General features: G+C 38.9%; 11 protein-coding genes and 2 pseudogenes. 10 read left to right on the forward strand and 3 right to left on the reverse strand.

Annotated elements, in window-relative coordinates; translation table 11 throughout:
* Positions 1-65: 65 nt before the first annotated feature.
* Together ADI86_RS09505 and ADI86_RS09510 are read right to left on the reverse strand one after the other, a co-directional pair.
* Positions 66-1,031: a LacI family DNA-binding transcriptional regulator gene (locus tag ADI86_RS09505; protein ID WP_049532768.1), complete on the reverse strand. Its 966-nt coding sequence runs from the start codon at positions 1,029-1,031 to the stop codon at positions 66-68.
* Positions 1,012-2,466, reverse strand: a complete 1,455-nt coding sequence (locus ADI86_RS09510; protein ID WP_049532769.1) for a sucrose-6-phosphate hydrolase — start codon at positions 2,464-2,466, stop codon at positions 1,012-1,014. The genes ADI86_RS09505 and ADI86_RS09510 overlap by 20 nt, the downstream gene beginning before the upstream one ends.
* Positions 2,467-2,841: 375 nt before the next feature.
* On the opposite strand from ADI86_RS09510, the pseudogene ADI86_RS09520 reads away from it, so the two are divergent.
* From ADI86_RS09520 to scrK, 3 genes and pseudogenes are all read left to right on the forward strand, one after another.
* Positions 2,842-4,201: pseudogene (locus ADI86_RS09520) on the forward strand (sucrose-specific PTS transporter subunit IIBC); the annotation flags it as partial.
* 74 nt (positions 4,202-4,275) lie between these two features.
* A pseudogene (locus ADI86_RS12585) lies at positions 4,276-4,722 on the forward strand (PTS sugar transporter subunit IIA); the annotation flags it as partial.
* A gap of 142 nt (positions 4,723-4,864) precedes the next feature.
* Positions 4,865-5,752, forward strand: coding sequence for a fructokinase ScrK (gene scrK / locus ADI86_RS09525; protein ID WP_049532774.1), 888 nt, complete (start codon positions 4,865-4,867; stop codon positions 5,750-5,752).
* Positions 5,753-6,071: 319 nt separating this feature from the next.
* Here scrK and ADI86_RS09530 read toward each other — a convergent pair whose 3' ends face one another.
* The gene (locus ADI86_RS09530; RefSeq protein ID WP_000076168.1) at positions 6,072-6,689 is read right to left on the reverse strand and encodes a TVP38/TMEM64 family protein; all 618 of its coding nucleotides are present in this window, start codon (positions 6,687-6,689) and stop codon (positions 6,072-6,074) included.
* 146 nt (positions 6,690-6,835) lie between these two features.
* Between ADI86_RS09530 and ADI86_RS09535 the strand changes: the two genes are divergently transcribed.
* The 7 genes from ADI86_RS09535 to ADI86_RS09565 all read left to right on the forward strand — a co-directional run bounded on the left by ADI86_RS09535 (position 6,836) and on the right by ADI86_RS09565 (position 17,671).
* Positions 6,836-9,838 carry a type I restriction endonuclease subunit R gene (locus tag ADI86_RS09535; protein ID WP_049532775.1) on the forward strand — a complete coding sequence of 1,001 codons (3,003 nt, stop codon included), beginning with the start codon at positions 6,836-6,838 and terminating at the stop codon, positions 9,836-9,838.
* A gap of 21 nt (positions 9,839-9,859) precedes the next feature.
* Positions 9,860-10,759: a HamA C-terminal domain-containing protein gene (locus tag ADI86_RS09540; protein WP_049511035.1), complete on the forward strand. Its 900-nt coding sequence runs from the start codon at positions 9,860-9,862 to the stop codon at positions 10,757-10,759.
* The gene (locus ADI86_RS09545) at positions 10,759-13,317 is read left to right on the forward strand and encodes a DEAD/DEAH box helicase (protein WP_049532776.1); all 2,559 of its coding nucleotides are present in this window, start codon (positions 10,759-10,761) and stop codon (positions 13,315-13,317) included. The genes ADI86_RS09540 and ADI86_RS09545 overlap by 1 nt, the downstream gene beginning before the upstream one ends.
* Positions 13,318-13,321: 4 nt before the next feature.
* Complete coding sequence (locus tag ADI86_RS09550) at positions 13,322-14,470, forward strand: restriction endonuclease subunit S (RefSeq protein ID WP_049532779.1); 1,149 nt, start codon at positions 13,322-13,324, stop codon at positions 14,468-14,470.
* A gap of 52 nt (positions 14,471-14,522) precedes the next feature.
* The gene (locus ADI86_RS09555; RefSeq protein ID WP_049532780.1) at positions 14,523-16,124 is read left to right on the forward strand and encodes a type I restriction-modification system subunit M; all 1,602 of its coding nucleotides are present in this window, start codon (positions 14,523-14,525) and stop codon (positions 16,122-16,124) included.
* A gap of 130 nt (positions 16,125-16,254) precedes the next feature.
* On the forward strand, positions 16,255-16,593 hold the full coding sequence (locus tag ADI86_RS09560) for a type II toxin-antitoxin system RelE/ParE family toxin (protein ID WP_049532781.1): 339 nt from the start codon (positions 16,255-16,257) through the stop codon (positions 16,591-16,593).
* Positions 16,586-17,671 carry a HigA family addiction module antitoxin gene (locus tag ADI86_RS09565; RefSeq protein ID WP_049532782.1) on the forward strand — a complete coding sequence of 362 codons (1,086 nt, stop codon included), beginning with the start codon at positions 16,586-16,588 and terminating at the stop codon, positions 17,669-17,671. The genes ADI86_RS09560 and ADI86_RS09565 overlap by 8 nt, the downstream gene beginning before the upstream one ends.
* The last annotated feature ends 64 nt before the right edge of the window (positions 17,672-17,735 follow it).

Raw genomic sequence — 17,735 nt, forward strand, 5'->3', positions numbered from 1 at the left:
TACAACAAAGTAGGCTCCATAATATCCATAGGGGATTTACCCACTACAAATATTATAGAGCCTACTTAAATACTTTTTCCGGGCAATAATGTAACTGGTAAGAAGTAACCTGTTGTGGCGACTTCCTTGCCTTCGATCTTTTGTAAGAGAAGATCAACCGTTAGGCAGGCAATCTCTTCCAAGGGTTGCTTGATAGTAGCCAGTTGAGGGTAGTAATTCTCGATGAAGTAGGTACCATCATAGCCAATGACTTTAAGCTCTTCTGGGACAGAAATTCCTAACTCTTGAGCGATTTTAATGACCAGAATAGCTGTTAAGTCATCTGAAGCAAAGATGGCATCTGGTTTTTGTCGGGTCAAGATATTCTTGATTTCCATTTCTTTCCTGACTGGAGAAAAGTCACTGGAAACATTGATAATAGGAGCTTTGGGGAGTACGGATGCAAAACCAGCGTGGCGTAGTCCAGTTGGCGAATTAGAATTGTCATTCCCTGTAATCATGATGATAGACTGGGCGCCTGTCTTGACCAAGGTTTGGGCGGCTAGGACCCCACCAGCATAGTTGTCAGAGGAGACGACAGGAATGTCTGGTGACAGATTTCGGTCAAAGGAAATAATCGGTGCCGTCACACGATTGTAGTCTTCGATTCCCAAGTTGTGACTACCCGAAATGATGCCGTCCACCTGATTGGCTTCCAACATTTCGAGGTATTCACGTTCCTTCTCAGAATCGTGCTCACTGTTGCAGATGATGGTCTTGTAACCATTCTTGAAGAGTTGGTGTTCCAATTTATCAATCAATTCAGCATAGAAAACATTGGAAATATTTGGGAAAATCAAACCGATTAACTTAGCTGATTTTCCTTGCAGGCTACGAGCTAAATTGTTGGGCTTATAGCCCAATTCCCGCATGGCTTCATTGACTTTTTGGATGGTTTTCTCAGATAGATAACCTTTTTTATTGATAACCCGAGAAACGGTAGTAGGGCTGACGCCTGCAAGTTTGGCGACATCAGTTAGTTTTGCGACCATAATCTAATTCATAGTATCTTCCAGTTGGGTTTCCAGATTTGATGAGAATACCATTTTGGTCTGCATGTGGGAAGACACGACCAGAAAATACTTTTTCTCCTTTGTTGATGAAAATTTCAAAGACAGAGTTATCGATGAAAATCGTAGCAGTAGTGGCCTGATTGTCGATTGGGCAAGAACGAGTTGTACCAAATTCTTGGGCGTACTGTTCACCAGCTTGGCTACGATCCACTGTCACTTGACCATTTACAAGGTCAAAGTTGATGGAAAGTCCCTTGCCTTCTTTGTCAGCAAGTAAGACAATCTCGCTCTGGCTATTGGCTTCCAAGTTGAGTTCGAGTTCGTAAGTGTTATTGGTTTGAGCACGATTTGAAAACACCTCTTCAGAGGCACGAAGGTCCTTGATAGCTGCGACTGGGTATTGGTAGAGTTTGCCGTCTTTGATAGTGAGTTCCTTGACCAAAGAGAAGGTTCCTTGGTGGTCAAAACAGTCAGATGGATATGAAACATCAGGCAAGCCAAGCCAGCTAACAGCTAGAGCACGTCCATCAGGAGCGTTGAAGGCTTGAGTTGCATAGGCTTCGAAACCATAGTCCATATTTTGAAGTTGAGACACATCTACCATTTTGGCATTTTCAGGGTCAAAGGAAGCCCCAATCTTAAACATATTTGGATAGATATTGTCGTAGTCTAGAACTTTCTTATCCAATCCTTGTGGGCAGTAGAGAAGGACAGGTTGCTCCCCGAAAAAGACCAGATTTGGACATTCCATCATGTAGGCAGTACGGTCGTTAGCAAAGTCAAGGTCACCAACCTCCTGCCAGTTTGTGTAATCGTTGTCTACAGCCTTATAAAGACGAACGAAGCCTTTTTTCTCTAAGTCCTGACCACCGACGATAGCATAGTATTGACCTTTAAAGTTAAAAATTTGTGGGTCACGGAAGTGGTCAGTAGAGTCTGCTGGCTGGTCAATCAAGATCTTGTCAATCTTGGTAATCTTGCCATCCTTATCAATCAAAGCCCCAATCTGGTAAGGGTGACGGATCCAGTTTTCATCACGGACATTTCCTGTATAAAATAAGAACAAGTTATCACCAAACTGCATGGCAGAACCAGAGTAGGCACCGTGGCTATCTAATGGAGTGTCAGGCAAAACTTTGACTCCAGTTTCTCTAAAGTGAACCAAGTCATCACTTTCCAATTGTACCCAAGATTTTAAACCGTGGGCTGCACCGAAAGGAAAGTTCTGATAAAAAACAATCCACTTGCCATCAAAGTAAGAAAAGCCATTTGGGTCGTTTAGAAGTCCTGTTTTTGGCTCAACATGGTAATGAGTATGCCATGGAGATTGTACCATATTTTCCTTTATATGTTGAATTTCTTCTTGCGTCCAATCTTGATAAAGTCTGTAACGACGCTCAGTTGTCCATTCCATTCATTCATTCCTCCAATAATCTTATCACTTTTAATAGTAACCGTTTTCGGTAAAAAATGCAAGCCATTTATGTTAAAAAAGAGAAAAATCTGTCGAACGTTTATCATAAAAAGAAACCAGAAAATCAATCATCTATCTACATAAAATTGAAAGAAAGTGAAACAAAACCCTTTTTAACTCACATTTTAAACTATTTTTTTAAAGAATCTCTTAAGAAACCCTCAAAATCTATCAAAAAAAGACCTTACTCTAAGAAACAAATATTTTTTCTGCAAAACGCTTGACATATTTTTGAAAGATGATAAAATAATACTCGTAGGGCGAGTAAAATCGCTTTCATACAAGAATAAATTTTTTATAAGGAGATTTTTGCAAATGAACAATCAGGAAATTGCAAAAAAAGTCATCGAAGCCTTGGGCGGACGTGAGAATGTTAACAGTGTAGCTCACTGTGCAACTCGCCTCCGTGTTATGGTAAAAGATGAAGCGAAGATCAATAAGGATGCTATCGAGAACTTGGAAAAAGTTCAAGGTGCTTTCTTTAACTCAGGTCAATACCAAATCATCTTTGGTACAGGTACAGTTAACAAGATGTACGACGAAGTTGTAGCTCTTGGTTTGCCAACATCATCTAAGGATGAAATGAAGGCAGAAGCGGCTAAACAAGGAAATTGGTTCCAACGTGCCATCCGTACTTTCGGTGACGTCTTCGTTCCAATCATTCCAGTTATCGTAGCAACTGGTCTCTTCATGGGTGTTCGTGGTCTCTTGAATGCTCTTGGGGTGGCACTTCCAGAAGATGTGACAACTTACACTCAAATCTTGACTGACACAGCCTTCATCATCTTGCCAGGTTTGGTTGTGTGGTCAACCTTCCGTGTATTCGGTGGTAACCCAGCTGTTGGTATCGTTCTTGGTATGATGCTTGTTTCTGGCTCACTTCCAAACGCTTGGGCCGTTGCTTCTGGTGGTGAAGTGACTGCTATGAACTTCTTCGGATTTATCCCAGTTGTTGGTTTGCAAGGTTCCGTTCTTCCAGCTTTCATTATCGGGGTTGTCGGAGCTAAATTTGAAAAAGCTGTCCGCAAGGTTGTTCCAGATGTGATTGACCTCTTGGTAACACCATTCGTGACACTTTTGGTTATGTCTATCCTTGGACTATTTGTCATCGGACCAGTCTTCCACGTTGTTGAAAACTACATCCTTCTTGGAACAAAAGCTATTCTTAACTTGCCATTTGGTCTTGGCGGTTTCTTGATTGGTGGAGTTCACCAAGTTATCGTCGTATCAGGTGTTCACCACATCTTCAACTTGCTTGAAGTTCAATTGCTTGCTGCTGACCATGCTAACCCATTCAACGCTATCATCACAGCTGCTATGACTGCTCAAGGTGCTGCAACTGTAGCAGTTGGTGTGAAAACTAAAAATCCAAAACTTAAAACACTTGCTTTCCCAGCTGCTCTTTCTGCCTTCCTAGGTATTACTGAGCCTGCTATCTTCGGGGTTAACTTACGTTACCGTAAACCATTCTTCCTTTCATTGATCGCTGGTGCAATCGGTGGTGGATTGGCATCTATCCTTGGTCTTGCTGGTACTGGTAATGGTATCACAATCATCCCAGGTACAATGCTTTATCTTGGTAACGGACAACTTCCACAATACCTTCTTATGGTAGCTGTATCATTTGCCCTTGGTTTTGCCCTTACTTACATGTTTGGTTATGAAGATGAAACTGATGGAGAATCAACTGTAAAAAAGCCTGAAGTTAGCGAAGAAGTAGTAGAAACTGCATCTAAGCTAGCAGACCAAACAATCCAAACACCAATCGTTGGTGATGTAGTTGCCCTTTCAGATGTTAACGACCCAGTCTTTTCAAGCGGAGCTATGGGACAAGGTATTGCTGTGAAACCTAGTGAAGATGTTGTTTATGCACCAGCTGATGCTGAAGTGACAATCGTCTTCCCTACAGGTCATGCTTATGGATTGAGAACAGCAAACGGAGCTGAAATTTTGATCCACGTTGGTATCGACACTGTTTCAATGAACGGTGAAGGCTTCAACCAAAAAGTTGCTCAAGGTGACAAGGTTAAAGCTGGAGATGTTCTTGGAACATTTGACTCAGCTAAGATTGCTGCTGCAGGTCTTGATAACACAACTATGATTATCGTAACAAACACTGCAGACTTTTCTTCAGTAAATCCAGTTGCTTCTGGATCAGTTGCTAAGGGTGATGCAATCATCGAAGTTAAAGCTTAATAGATTCATAAAAACGAACAAATGTTATGTTTGTTCGTTTTTGCTTGAATGGTAAGATTTACAGAGGAAAATCTAAAAAATAGAGCCGTTTTCAATCTGAAAATATGCTATAATAAAGAAAAATAAATACAAGAGGTTTATCATGACAAAACTATACGGAAGCTTGGAAGCAGGCGGTACAAAATTTGTCTGTGCTGTCGGAGATGAAAACTTTAATGTTGTAGAAAAAACACAATTCCCAACAACAACACCTATCGAAACTATCGATAAAACCATCGAGTTCTTCTCAAAATTCGATAATCTTGCTGGTCTTGCAGTTGGTTCATTTGGTCCGATTGATATTGACAAAAACTCAAAAACTTATGGCTTTATCACAACGACTCCAAAACCAAACTGGGCAAATGTGGACTTGCTTGGTGCCCTTCGCCGCGCCCTCAACGTGCCAATGTACTTCACTACAGACGTAAACAGCTCTGCTTATGGTGAAGTGGTTGCCCGTAACAATGCTGGTGCTCGTATTGAAAACTTGGTTTACTACACAATCGGTACAGGTATCGGTGCAGGTGTCATCCAACGTGGTGAATTCATCGGTGGTGTGGGTCACCCTGAAATGGGTCATTATTATGTGGCTAGACACCCAATGGATATTGAAAAAGAATTTAAAGGTGTTTGTCCTTTCCATAATGGATGTCTGGAAGGTTATGCAGCTGGTCCAAGTTTGGAAGCTCGTACAGGTGTTCGTGGGGAAAATATCGAACTTAACAACTCTGTATGGGATGTTCAAGCCTACTATATCGCTCAAGCTGCAGTTAATGCTACAGTGACTTTCCGTCCAGACGTGATCGTCTTTGGTGGTGGGGTCATGGCTCAACAACACATGTTGGACCGTGTCCGTGAGAAATTTACAGCTCTTCTCAATGGTTACCTACCAGTACCAGATGTGCGTGACTACATCGTGACGCCAGCAGTCGCAGGAAATGGTTCTGCCACACTTGGGAACTTTGTCCTTGCAAAAGAAGTTTCAAAATAAAGCATAAAATCCGCTTGGGAAACCAAACGGATTTTTGTTTGAAGACAATGTTTTTTGAGCCTTTCCTTAAGTGATTACGGACGGTAGCGACTTTCTTCGAAATTCCATACCTAAACTTTGAGTCTAATGTCTCAAAGTTTCCGAACACCTGAAACCATTAGATTTCAGGTGTTTCTATCACGGCGGAAAGGCTAGGTGAATCCTCGCTTCACTATCGAAAAATAGGCATGATTTCCATACCAAAGTATATTCAGTATCAAGCTATAGTCAATCTACGCTCTAAAAATCCGCTTGGGAAACCAAACGAATTTTTTACGTGTCAAAGCATTTGCCAGAAAAAGTCGATAATATAGGTCAGACCGTAGGTATAAACCACGAGGGTAAAGGGCTTAGTCAGAATGATGATGGTCATATAGCGCTTGAAGCTCATCTTGGTCAAGGCAGCCAGCATACAGAGAAAATCAGCTGGGCTAATGGGCCAAATCATCATAAAGATAAAGAAACGGTCAAAACGATTGCCCTTATCCAACCAGCCGATATACTTGTCATAGGTGCGCTTGCTGACGACAGACTGGACAAAAGCAGCCCCATAGAGGCGCACCAGATAAAAGATAATGGCACAGCCAATCACGATTCCGATATAGTTGTAGATTGTCCCGATGATGTGACCGTAGATAAAGACCCCAGCCACTGAGGTCAAGGCACCAGGAATGATAGGGACGACCGTCTGTAAAATCTGTAAAAAGATGAAGAGAGGTGGTCCCCAGATACCTGCCTGCTGGATAAAGGCAGAGAGGGTTTCCTTAGACTGTAAAATCCCAGCCTGATAAGCCCAAATACAGAAAATCAAACTCCCAACCCCACCGACAATCGATGAGATATTGATAACTTGCTGTAGAAGGGGAGAAACAGCTTTCATTTGTTTATCCTGTGACATGTAAACTCCTCATAGATAGTATAACTCTACTATACCATATTTTGGAGGATAAAGGGGGAAGATTGCTTTTGCAATGGGAAGAGTGATGGATTTTGAGACTAAACATGCTATAATAAAGGGAGCAGACAAGTAGCAAAGGAGAGAGTATGATACAGGTAAAACCAGAACTGGAGATAGAAAAACAACTGATCAGCCAACTGGTAACTGGGGAAAGTCAATGGACATATAGAGAAGACCTCAAAACAGAAGAGCAATTATGGGAAAATTTCTTTGAAAAGCTAGCCCAGAACAATGTGGCTCTATTGGCAGATTATCCCCTGACAGAACAGGAAAAACGCCAGATAAAGAATCAACTGAACTTTGTTAGCTACTATGATGCAGCCAAGTGGTTGGTAGGCGAAAATGGCATTGCCAAGGTTGAGGTTCAGAGAGAAGATGCTAGTTTGGGGACTATCCGTTTATCTGTCATTTGGCGAGATAATATCGCAGCTGGCAAGTCTAGTTATGAAGTTATCAATCAAGTCGTGAGAGACAAAGTAACTCCTCAGGATCAAGACCGTAGGTTGGATGTGACCCTCTTGATCAATGGTCTTCCAATGATTCAAATCGAGCTTAAAAGTCCCCGAGTTGCTTTTTTAGATGCCTTTCATCAAATTAAAAAATATGACCGCGAAGGTAAGTTCCGTGGCATCTACTCTAGCTTACAGATGTTTGTTGTGACCAATAAGGTAGACACACGCTATATCGCTGCAGCTCGTGAAAATAAACTCAACAAGCAATTTCTAACCAAGTGGGTGGATAAGGATAACCAACCCTTAACGAGCTTGACCAGTTTTGCCCACGAAGTCCTTTCCATTCCTCGTGCCCACCAGATGGTTATGCAGTATTCTGTCCTTGATGATAGTAAGAAGGCTCTTATCCTTCTGCGTCCTTACCAGATCCACGCCATCGAAGCAGTGCAAGAAGCTTCTCGCCAGCAAGCATCAGGATATGTCTGGCACACGACAGGTTCAGGGAAGACCTTGACCTCCTATAAGGTAGCTCGGAATCTCCTCCAGATTCCATCCATCCAAAAGACGATTTTTGTCGTTGACCGCAGGGACTTGGACCAACAGACCACATCATCCTTCCTCTCTTATGCGACCAATGATGTCATCGATATCGATGAGACGGATAATACCCATGATTTGGTAAAGCGACTAGGAAGTAATGATAAGCGTGTGGTGGTAACTACTATCCAGAAAATCACCACCATGATGCGCAAGTTTGAGCAAGGACTTTACCAGCGTGATGCTGACAAAATCAAGGGTCTCCGAGTGGCCTTTGTCGTGGATGAATGCCATCGTGCCGTGACGCCACAAACACAAAAAGACATTAAGGTCTTTTTCCCACAATCTCTCTGGTATGGTTTTACAGGCACACCTATCTTTAAGGAAAATAAACGCCAGCAGGTCGGTGACCTAGCCCAAACCACCCAGCAACAGTACGGTGACCGTCTCCATGAGTATACGGTCAAGGAAGCCATCCATGATGGAGCAGTTTTGGGCTTTAAGGTGGATTATCGCAATACCCTCATCACGGATAAATCTGAAAATGACATACCAGATACTGTCTACGAGGATGAGGAACATATGCTGGAAGTCTTGGATGCCATTATCAATAAATCGCGTCAACAGTTAGGCTTCCAAAAAGGAGTTGGTAAGACCTACAATGCCATCCTAACCGTCAAATCCATCCCTCAAGCTCAAGCCTACTATGACCTCCTCAAACGAGTCAAGGCTGGGGAGACAAGAGTCAAGGTATCGGAAAGGGTCAAGCAGGTCCTTCCAGACTTTCCAAAAGCGACTATCACCTACTCGGTCACAGAAAATGAAGAAGACTCAAGAGCCAATCAAGACCACATGAAGCAGGTCTTAGAGGACTACAACCAAGAGTTTGATACCCACTTTACCATGGCGGATCTTCGTAGCTTTAATACGGATGTCAATAATCGTCTAGCTAGAAAGCAGGACAAATCCCTCTATCGCAAGGAGCAGTTGGACTTAGTTATCGTAGTCAATCGTCTCTTAACGGGATTTGATGCCCCTTGTCTATCGACTCTCTTTATTGACCGAAAACCCATGCAACCGCAGGACTTGATTCAGGCTTTTAGCCGAACCAACCGTATCTTTGATTCTAGTAAGACCTATGGTCATATCATCACCTTCCAAAAGCCCCTAGCTTTTAAGGAAGCAGTGGATAATGCACTCAAACTCTACTCAAATGGTGGAGAAAACGAGGTCCTAGCCCCAAGCTGGGAAGAAGAAAAGAGGAACTTTTTACGGAGTTGCAGTGATTTCAAAAATCTTGCTACTGATGACTATGTGAATGGTCTAGATTTTGAGCAAGTCTCTACGCCTGAGTTGAGGAAACTAGCTAAAACCTATCAAGCCTTTGATAAATACCTAGCCTCTATCCGAGTGTATAAAGAGTATGATGAGGAAGAGCTTTACAGTCATACGGGACTTGATGGAGAAAAGTTGGAAAGGTATCTGGGACTTTATCGAAATGTCCTTGCAGAATTAAAAAGTCGAGTAGAGGATGATGACGATGGAGAGCCGCTTGATATCCACTATGAACTGGAGTCTATCCAAGTGGACGAAATTAACTATGCCTATATCCTAACCTTGATCCAAAGTTTGATCCAAAGTTTGATTGAACAAGGTCAGAGTCAAGAAAAGAACCTAAGCGCTCAAGATAAGGAAGCCGTGGATAATTATATTCAGAGTCTTGAGAAGACCAATCCGAATCTTGCCCAGATCATCACTGAACTGTGGAGAGAGGTACAAGAACATCCAGAAAGCTATCGCGGTCAGTCTATCGTAAATATCTTGGATCAGATGATAGAGGCGGTTATCCAGCAACATATCCAAGTCTTTAGCAAGCGCTGGTATGTCGGAGAGGATGAACTCCGTTACTATGTCGAGCACTACCGTAAGGGAGCTAAAAAACAACTAGGAGAAAGCCAGCTAACCAAGAGCCAGCGCTATCAGGACTATAAGCTAGAGGTGGCGGATGCCCTCAATCCTCTCCTCTATAAAAAACAAATCAAGGAAGCCTATACCCAGCTAGTAGAGGAAGTTATTGAGCCATTGAGGGTTGGGAGATAGAATGTAATACGGAAAAATAATATGAAAATTAATAGTAATTCAATAAGAATTAAAGATGTTACAACTCATCTTGGAACATTTGATATTTCATCAAATAATAAACTAGAAGTTTTTTCTTTTATTATAAATGCAAATGATTTTGACTATAAAAACGCAACAGAACAATTATTAGAATCAGTTGCAGAGTTTGCTTTATCCAGAAAAATAAATAAAGAATATAAAGATAAGCCATTAGCTCTATCTAAAAAGGCTAGAGAAAAATTTAGGGATTATACAGAAAATAAAGGAGAGCTTGGAGAATTTTTTTTATATTGCTTTTTGGAAGGGCATCTTGGAGCGCCTAAAATTTTATCAAAGCTAGAACTTAAAACAGCTAAAAATATGTATGTAAATGGAGCTGACGGTTTACATTATTTAAAATTAGTTGATGGAAATTATCATTTAATTTTTGGAGAATCAAAGGTTGAGAAAAAATTAACCGATGGATTAAGACATGCTTTTGAGTCCATAAGTGATTTCAAAAAAGGTAAAAATAAAAAAGATAATGATAAAAGTGGAATAATGTTTGAGAGAGGGTTATTAAATTCAAATCTTGATAGAGAAATTGAAGATGAAAATGAGAAACTATTTTTAAAAAGTATTATTTATCCATCAACTAAGTCAGGTTTTTATGTAGATGATGCTTTTGGAATTTTTGTTGGATTTGAGTTTAACTATACTGATTTGCAAAAATTATCTAATAATGATTTTCGAGAAGTTATCAAAGACAAAATTATAGAAGTGACAAAAAAACAAATTAAAAATATTAACAAATATGTAGAAAATTATAAATTATTTGGACATACTTTTTACATTTATGTTTTACCTTTTGCTAATATTGAAGATGATAGGGAAATGATTTTAAAGGAGTTGTTAAGTTAATGAACTTTATAGAAGAGTTAACAGAAGAGGCACTTTGTGATGAATATTTAATTTATTTAATTACTAAAATTGAAAAGAGTTACGGTGAGTTTTTATTTAATAGTATTTGTAGTAGCAGTATAGATGAAAAAGAGTTTTATGATTTAATGCGATTCACTGATATTCTATCTAGAAGTAATAATTCGAAGGCAAAAAATTTAGTTTTGAAGATTATAGCGCTTTGTAATGAACTGCCCAATATAAAAGAAAATCCTGATTTTAAAACTTTTGCTTCAAGTGCTTTGATAAAAATGGGAAATTTTCCATCTCTAAATATAGTAAATCCAGAAGGTGAAATGAATGATGAAATTATTGTTGATAAAGTAATAAAGGAAGTTTTTCAAGAGTCACCTAAAGAAGGATATATCTTTACAGATGCTCAATATAAGTTGTTTGAGAACTTAAAAGATAGTAATCATTACAGCTTTTCTGGTTCGACATCTTTTGGAAAATCTTTTGTAATTGAGTCGTTTATTAAATATATTATAGATACTAAAAACTCCAGTGAAAATATGGCTATCGTAGTTCCGACCAGAGCATTAATACATCAAGTGACCTTGAAACTAAAAAACGAACTAGGAAATGATAGCTATGAAATTATTTCTTATCCGCAAATACCATTACTGTACAAGAAAAAAGATAAGCGTTATATCTTTGTATTTACTCCAGAGAGGTTAATTTCATATTTTGCTGAAGTTTCTAATCCTTCCATAGGATATTTATTTGTTGATGAAGCGCAAAAGTTGTTAAATGATGATACACGTGCACCACTACTATATCATTCTATTGCTCAAGCTAAAAGAAAAAGTGTTAACATCTATTTTGCTTCTCCTAATATTCTAAATGTAGAAGATTTTTTAAAACTTTTTGGTAGCAGTCAGGAAGAAAGTATGGCAATTGGTGAAAAATCAGTGACACAGAATAAATTTTTCATTGATTCATTTAATAAAAAATCTATAATGCTTTTAGAAGATCAAACAGAGTATGCCTTAGAAGGATTAAATTACTTTAAAACTGAAGATGCGAATATAAGAGAAATCCTTATAAAACTGGGAGGGAGTCATCAAAATATAGTATATTGTAACACTGTGAACTATACTTTAAAATTTTCAGTGAATTTTGCACAGAGTTTGCCAGATTTAAATAATGGGAAATTAGAAAAACTGATAAAAATAGTCTCTACAAGCATCCATAAAGAGTATTACTTGATAGATTGTTTACGCAAGGGGGTTGCTTATCATTTTGGAAATTTGCCACAGACAATTCGAGAAGGAATTGAGGAATTGTTCAAAGAAGGGGTTATAAAATATTTATTTTGTACATCAACACTTTTAGAGGGAGTGAATTTACCAGCCAAAAATATCTTTATTTTTTCCGAAAAAATAGGGCAACGAAAAATGGATGATATTGATTTCTGGAATTTGTCTGGTAGGGCTGGTAGATTGACTATAGATCTAAGTGGGAATATCTTCTGCTGTCATGTAGTTGATAAAAAAGGATATTGGAAAGATAGTGACTTTGCAATTTTAAAGAAAAGAACAATTGAACGAAAGACTCCTATATTATTAAAAAACAGCAATCGAAATCTCTATAAAAATATAAATAATGTATTGAATAATGCGCCGTTGACCAATAAGAATTTAACAGATTCTGAAAAGAAAATTTTGGAAATGTATTCGAATATACTTTTATACCAAGATATTGTTGAGAGTTCTTCAATATTAAAAGATAAATTCTTAGAGAAAATAGGCGATAATGGTAGAAAAACGTTAAAGAAAAAACGTTCAGAATTAGAAGTTCCTGAAAAAATTATAGAACAGAGTATTAATATTAACCTAGACTCGCAAAATAAAATTTTGACTAGCTCAGCTACTGCTTTTCCAAATAGTTTTGACTATGATGCATGTTTTGAAATATTGAAAATACTATGTCAAAAATATGATTGGCTTTATTTAGAAAGCGGTGGGAATCGTCCATTGTTAAAAAAAGAAAGTCAACTTAAATATTTAGCTGCATTGATGTCAAATTGGATTAGCGGTATATCGCTCAATCAAATTATTAATTATATGACAAATTACTACCATAACAAAGGGAATCCCAGAGAGATAGAGATAGAAAAAAATCTCTACATTACTTTTGATAAATTTAATAGAGAACATATAAATGCGTTGATTAATCAAATTATTGGTGACATAAATACTAAAATTCAATTTAAAATAAAAAATTATATAACGAATTATACTCTATTACTTATTGAGAAAGGCATAGAGATTGATAGTGAGTGGTCTAATTATTTAGAGTATGGGACTACTGATCGTCAAGTGGTAGAATTGCAAAATTTAGGTTTTTCTAGAGCAACCTCCTTACTTCTTAAAGAAGAATTTATTGATCAATTTGTTTATAATGAGATAGGAGAAATTGTAGAAATAAAAGAGGAAGAATTGAAAAACGCCTTGGATTCAGAAAGATTTTCTGAGGAACTTCATGAAATCAGTAAAATATTGAGATGGGAGAAATGAAAAAATGAGTGTTCCTAGAATCAGAGTAGATGGTTTTAACAAGAATTTTGAAAAAAAAATATTTGGTGAAATTGTAAGGTCAGAAAGTACAAGAATGTATATTAAAAGTGTTGTAAGTGATTTAGGGAAGTATGAAGTCATACAACAAGGGGATATACCAATTTTAGGTTATTCTGACGACCGACCATTTGAAAAATACAAAAGTGTTATTCTTTTTGGAGATCATACTTTATCATTATATCGACCTAAGGCCCCTTTTCTTCTAGCTACTGATGGAATAAAAATTTTGCAATCAACTATCTTGAAAAGAGATTATTTGTATTACCTAACTCAAAATTATATTCCAAAAAGTCAAGGCTATAAGAGGCATTTTTCGCTCCTTAAACAAGTTTTTGTTAATTATTCGCGAGACTCTTCCGAACAATCCGCCATAGGCTCCCTATTCCGCACCCTTGACGATCTGCTTGCCAGCTACAAGGACAATCTCGCCAACTATCAATCTTTTAAGGAGACCATGCTCTTCAAGATGTTTCCCAAAGCTGGTCAGACAGTCCCTGAGATTCGTTTGGATGGATTTGATGGTGAGTGGGAAAAGTCTAAATTAAAAGATGTCGCTCATCGTGTTCAGGGGAATGATGGAAGAATGGATTTGCCAACTTTAACAATTTCTGCATCAGGCGGTTGGATGGATCAAATTGACCGATTTTCTGCTAATATTGCTGGAAAAGAGCAAAAAAACTATACCCTGTTAAAAAAAGGAGAACTATCATATAACCATGGTAATTCAAAATTAGCAAAATATGGAGTTGTTTTTGAACTACAGGAATATGAAGAAGCACTTGTTCCAAAGGTTTATCACAGTTTTAGAGTTAATCAACTAGCCGATTCAAAGTTTATTGAAATTATGTTTTCAACAAAAATTCCAGATCGAGAATTAGGGAAACTCATTTCATCGGGTGCTAGAATGGATGGATTGTTAAATATTAGTTTTGATGATTTTATGAATATTTCAATTATTATTCCAACTATTAAAGAACAACAAGCCATCGGCTCCTATTTCTCAAATCTCGATAACCTCATCAATTCTCATCGAGAAAAAATTTCTCAGCTTGAGACTTTGAAAAAGAAACTCTTGCAGGATATGTTTATCTAGATGATTAGTGATAACTTTTAACAATTATATTTCAAAACTTAGAAAGAAAATTATGGAAACAACACAAACGTCCCAGTCGCTCTACCAAGCCCTGTGGAACTCAGCGGATGTTCTCCGCTCTAAGATGGATGCCAACGACTACAAGTCCTATCTCTTGGGGATGGTCTTTTATAAGTATCTGTCAGATAAGATGCTCTTTTTCGTGGCGGAGACTATGGAAGAGGGGAGTGAGAGTCTAGAGGCTGCCCTTGAGGTCTATCGTAACTACTACGAGGATGCGGACACCCACGAGGATCTTCTTGCAGTTATGAAGGACGAACTCAACTACAGTATCAAGCCTGAGTTGACCTTTACGGCTCTTGTAGCACGTGTCAATGAGGGGACCTTCCAGTTGGAAGATTTGGCTCAGGGTTTTCGTGATATTGAGCAGAGTGACGAACTCTATGAAAACCTCTTTGAAGATATTGACCTCTATTCTAAAAAGCTAGGGGCGACTCCGCAAAAGCAAAACCAAACGGTGGCGGCGGTCATGAAGGAGTTGGCTGTGCTAGATGTGGCTGGTCATGCTGGTGATATGCTGGGAGATGCTTATGAGTATCTGATTGGTCAGTTTGCGACTGACTCGGGTAAGAAGGCTGGTGAGTTCTATACACCTCAGCCTGTTGCCAAACTTATGACTCAGATTGCCTTTTTGGGTCGTGAGGACCAGCTAGGCTTTACTATCTATGATGCGACTATGGGCTCTGGCTCTCTCTTGCTCAATGCCAAGAAATACTCTCATAAACCGCAGACAGTGGTCTACTTTGGTCAGGAGCTCAATACTTCGACTTATAACTTGGCTCGGATGAACATGATTCTACACGGTGTTCCTGTTGAAAATCAATTTCTCCACAATGCCGATACACTAGATGAAGACTGGCCGACTCAAGAGCCGACTAACTTTGACGGTGTTCTGATGAACCCTCCCTACTCTGCCAAGTGGTCAGCGAGCTCTGGCTTTATGGCGGATCCTCGTTTCTCTCCATTTGGGAAACTGGCACCCCAGTCCAAGGCTGATTTTGCTTTTCTCTTACATGGTTACTACCATCTCAAGCAGGATAACGGAGTCATGGCTATCGTCCTTCCCCACGGTGTTCTTTTCCGTGGAAATGCGGAAGGAACTATTCGCAAGGCCTTGCTAGAAGAAGGAGCTATTGACACGGTTATCGGTCTTCCAGCAAATATCTTCTTTAACACCAGCATTCCGACCACGGTTATCATTCTCAAAAAGAACCGTACCAATCGTGATGTCTACTTTATCGATGCCTCTAAGGAGTTTGATAAGGGGAAAAATCAGAATATCATGACGGATGCTCATATCGAGAAGATTCTGGAAGCCTACAAGTCTCGTGAAGAGATTGACAAGTTTGCCCATCTAGCGAGCTATGAAGAAATCGTTGAAAATGACTACAATCTCAATATCCCTCGCTATGTAGATACCTTTGAGGAAGAGGAAGTTGAGCCCCTGACAGATATCGTCAGCAAGATCAACACGACAAATCAAGCAATCCAAAACCAAACCGCTTCTCTACTTGAAATGCTCGGTCAACTACACGGAACCACACCAGAAGCCGATGCTGAACTTAAAGAGTTTTTGAAAGAGTTTGAAGGGTGATGGGGAAATAGTTAGATACATCTATCAGATTTGAAATCCCAGCCAAATTAACTTTTGGCTGGTTTTTGTTTTCTAAAGATGATATAATTAAATTACCTAAAAGGTAATTTAATTATACAGAAAGGGACATATGAAGCTTATCTATACAAACAAAACTGTTAAAAAGCAGTGCACAGAGCTGAGGAGAGCGAAAAAGGATTTTTCGGAAAAGGTTGCGGTAAAGTTGCATCAGTTGATCAACTTTTTGGAAGCGGCGGATTCTTTGGCTAGTGTGACGGCTTTTCCTAAGTATCACTTTCACCAACTTAAGGGAAAGAGACAAGGACAGTTTGCTTTGGATATAGATGGTCGAAGGAGTTCCTATCGGTTGATTGTAGAATTTCGTGAGGAGGATTTAGAAAAGGTGTTTCCAAGTCCCGTTGAAATCGAAATCCTAAAAATAGAGGAGGTCAGCAATCACTATGAGTAATAAAATTGTTGAATACAAGAACCTGATTGCTTTTCATCCAGGTCAGTATGTCAGTGAGTTAATCGAAGATTATAATGTAACGCAGAAGGAATTTGCGGAGCGTTTGGGAGTTTCGGCAAAGACTGTCAGCAAGCTCGTCAATGCTGAGGAGTCCATCAGTAAAGAAACGGCTCATAAGTTAGCTAAGCTAAGCGGAGTTTCCATGCAAACTTGGCTCAATCTTCAGAATGCTTATGATGTAAAAGTGGCTGAGATTGCAGAGGAAAGAGAGCTTGAAGAAGGTAGCGAGAAAGAAATCTGTGAGATGATTGATTTCAAGTATTTTAGGGAAAAAGGCTACGTTCCAGACAAACGCTATAGCTTGAAGGAAAAGATTGTCGAGCTTCGCAAGATTCTAGGTGTGGCAAGTCTAGAAAATCTTACATCTTTTAATCATCTAGTCAGCTATCGGAATACGCGTAAGTTCACGACTAAAAGTATAGTGAATTCCAATATTATGTTGGAGTTGGCGTCTAAAAAAGCACGTGATACAACAACTATCAAGCTCAATCGTAGAAAGCTAGAAAGAAGCTTGCCTGCTTTGAGAAAGTTGACCAGACAAGATCCAGAAGAATTTACTCAACGTTTGTCTGATATTTTGTTAGACTGTGGTGTTGTCCTAGTCGGTCTACCTGCCTTACCAAATGCCAATCTGAATGGAGCGACTAAAAAATTCAGTAATGGCAGTGCCTTACTTTTACTCACGGATCGAAACAAAGTATCCGATATTTTCTGGTTTTCACTTTTCCATGAGATTGGACATATTTTACAAAATGACTTTTCATCTGATGATGGGAATAGCGCATCTTACCGACATTCTGAGGAACAGGCAGACCAGTTTGCAAAAGATTTCTTGATTAGACCGGAAGACTATCAAGCTTTTGTCAAAAAAGGAAAGTTTGATAAGTCAGATATTCTTCGCTTTTCTGAGGAGATAGACATTCATCCGAGCGTCGTTTTAGGCAGATTACAAAATGAAGGTATTCTAGGGTTTGACCGTTTCCGAGAACTAAAAGAGAATTATTACTTTGTTTCCTAAGAGTCAGGAAATTTTTAGAAGAAGAAAAAGTTTCATACAGTTAGTAATTATTATTTCTTTTTTG

Origin of the sequence: Streptococcus pseudopneumoniae, from assembly GCF_001074975.1 — a bacterium.
Taxonomy (GTDB): Bacteria; Bacillota; Bacilli; order Lactobacillales; family Streptococcaceae; genus Streptococcus; species Streptococcus pseudopneumoniae_D.

Bases quoted from the DNA above. Each gene is read 5' to 3' on its own strand.
- ADI86_RS09505 (WP_049532768.1), bottom strand. From the start codon at position 1,031: ATGGTCGCAAAACTAACTGATGTCGCCAAACTTGCAGGCGTCAGCCCT.
- ADI86_RS09510 (WP_049532769.1), bottom strand. From the start codon at position 2,466: ATGGAATGGACAACTGAGCGTCGTTACAGACTTTATCAAGATTGGACG.
- scrK (WP_049532774.1), top strand. From the start codon at position 4,865: ATGACAAAACTATACGGAAGCTTGGAAGCAGGCGGTACAAAATTTGTC.
- ADI86_RS09530 (WP_000076168.1), bottom strand. From the start codon at position 6,689: ATGTCACAGGATAAACAAATGAAAGCTGTTTCTCCCCTTCTACAGCAA.
- ADI86_RS09535 (WP_049532775.1), top strand. From the start codon at position 6,836: ATGATACAGGTAAAACCAGAACTGGAGATAGAAAAACAACTGATCAGC.
- ADI86_RS09540 (WP_049511035.1), top strand. From the start codon at position 9,860: ATGAAAATTAATAGTAATTCAATAAGAATTAAAGATGTTACAACTCAT.
- ADI86_RS09545 (WP_049532776.1), top strand. From the start codon at position 10,759: ATGAACTTTATAGAAGAGTTAACAGAAGAGGCACTTTGTGATGAATAT.
- ADI86_RS09550 (WP_049532779.1), top strand. From the start codon at position 13,322: ATGAGTGTTCCTAGAATCAGAGTAGATGGTTTTAACAAGAATTTTGAA.
- ADI86_RS09555 (WP_049532780.1), top strand. From the start codon at position 14,523: ATGGAAACAACACAAACGTCCCAGTCGCTCTACCAAGCCCTGTGGAAC.
- ADI86_RS09560 (WP_049532781.1), top strand. From the start codon at position 16,255: ATGAAGCTTATCTATACAAACAAAACTGTTAAAAAGCAGTGCACAGAG.
- ADI86_RS09565 (WP_049532782.1), top strand. From the start codon at position 16,586: ATGAGTAATAAAATTGTTGAATACAAGAACCTGATTGCTTTTCATCCA.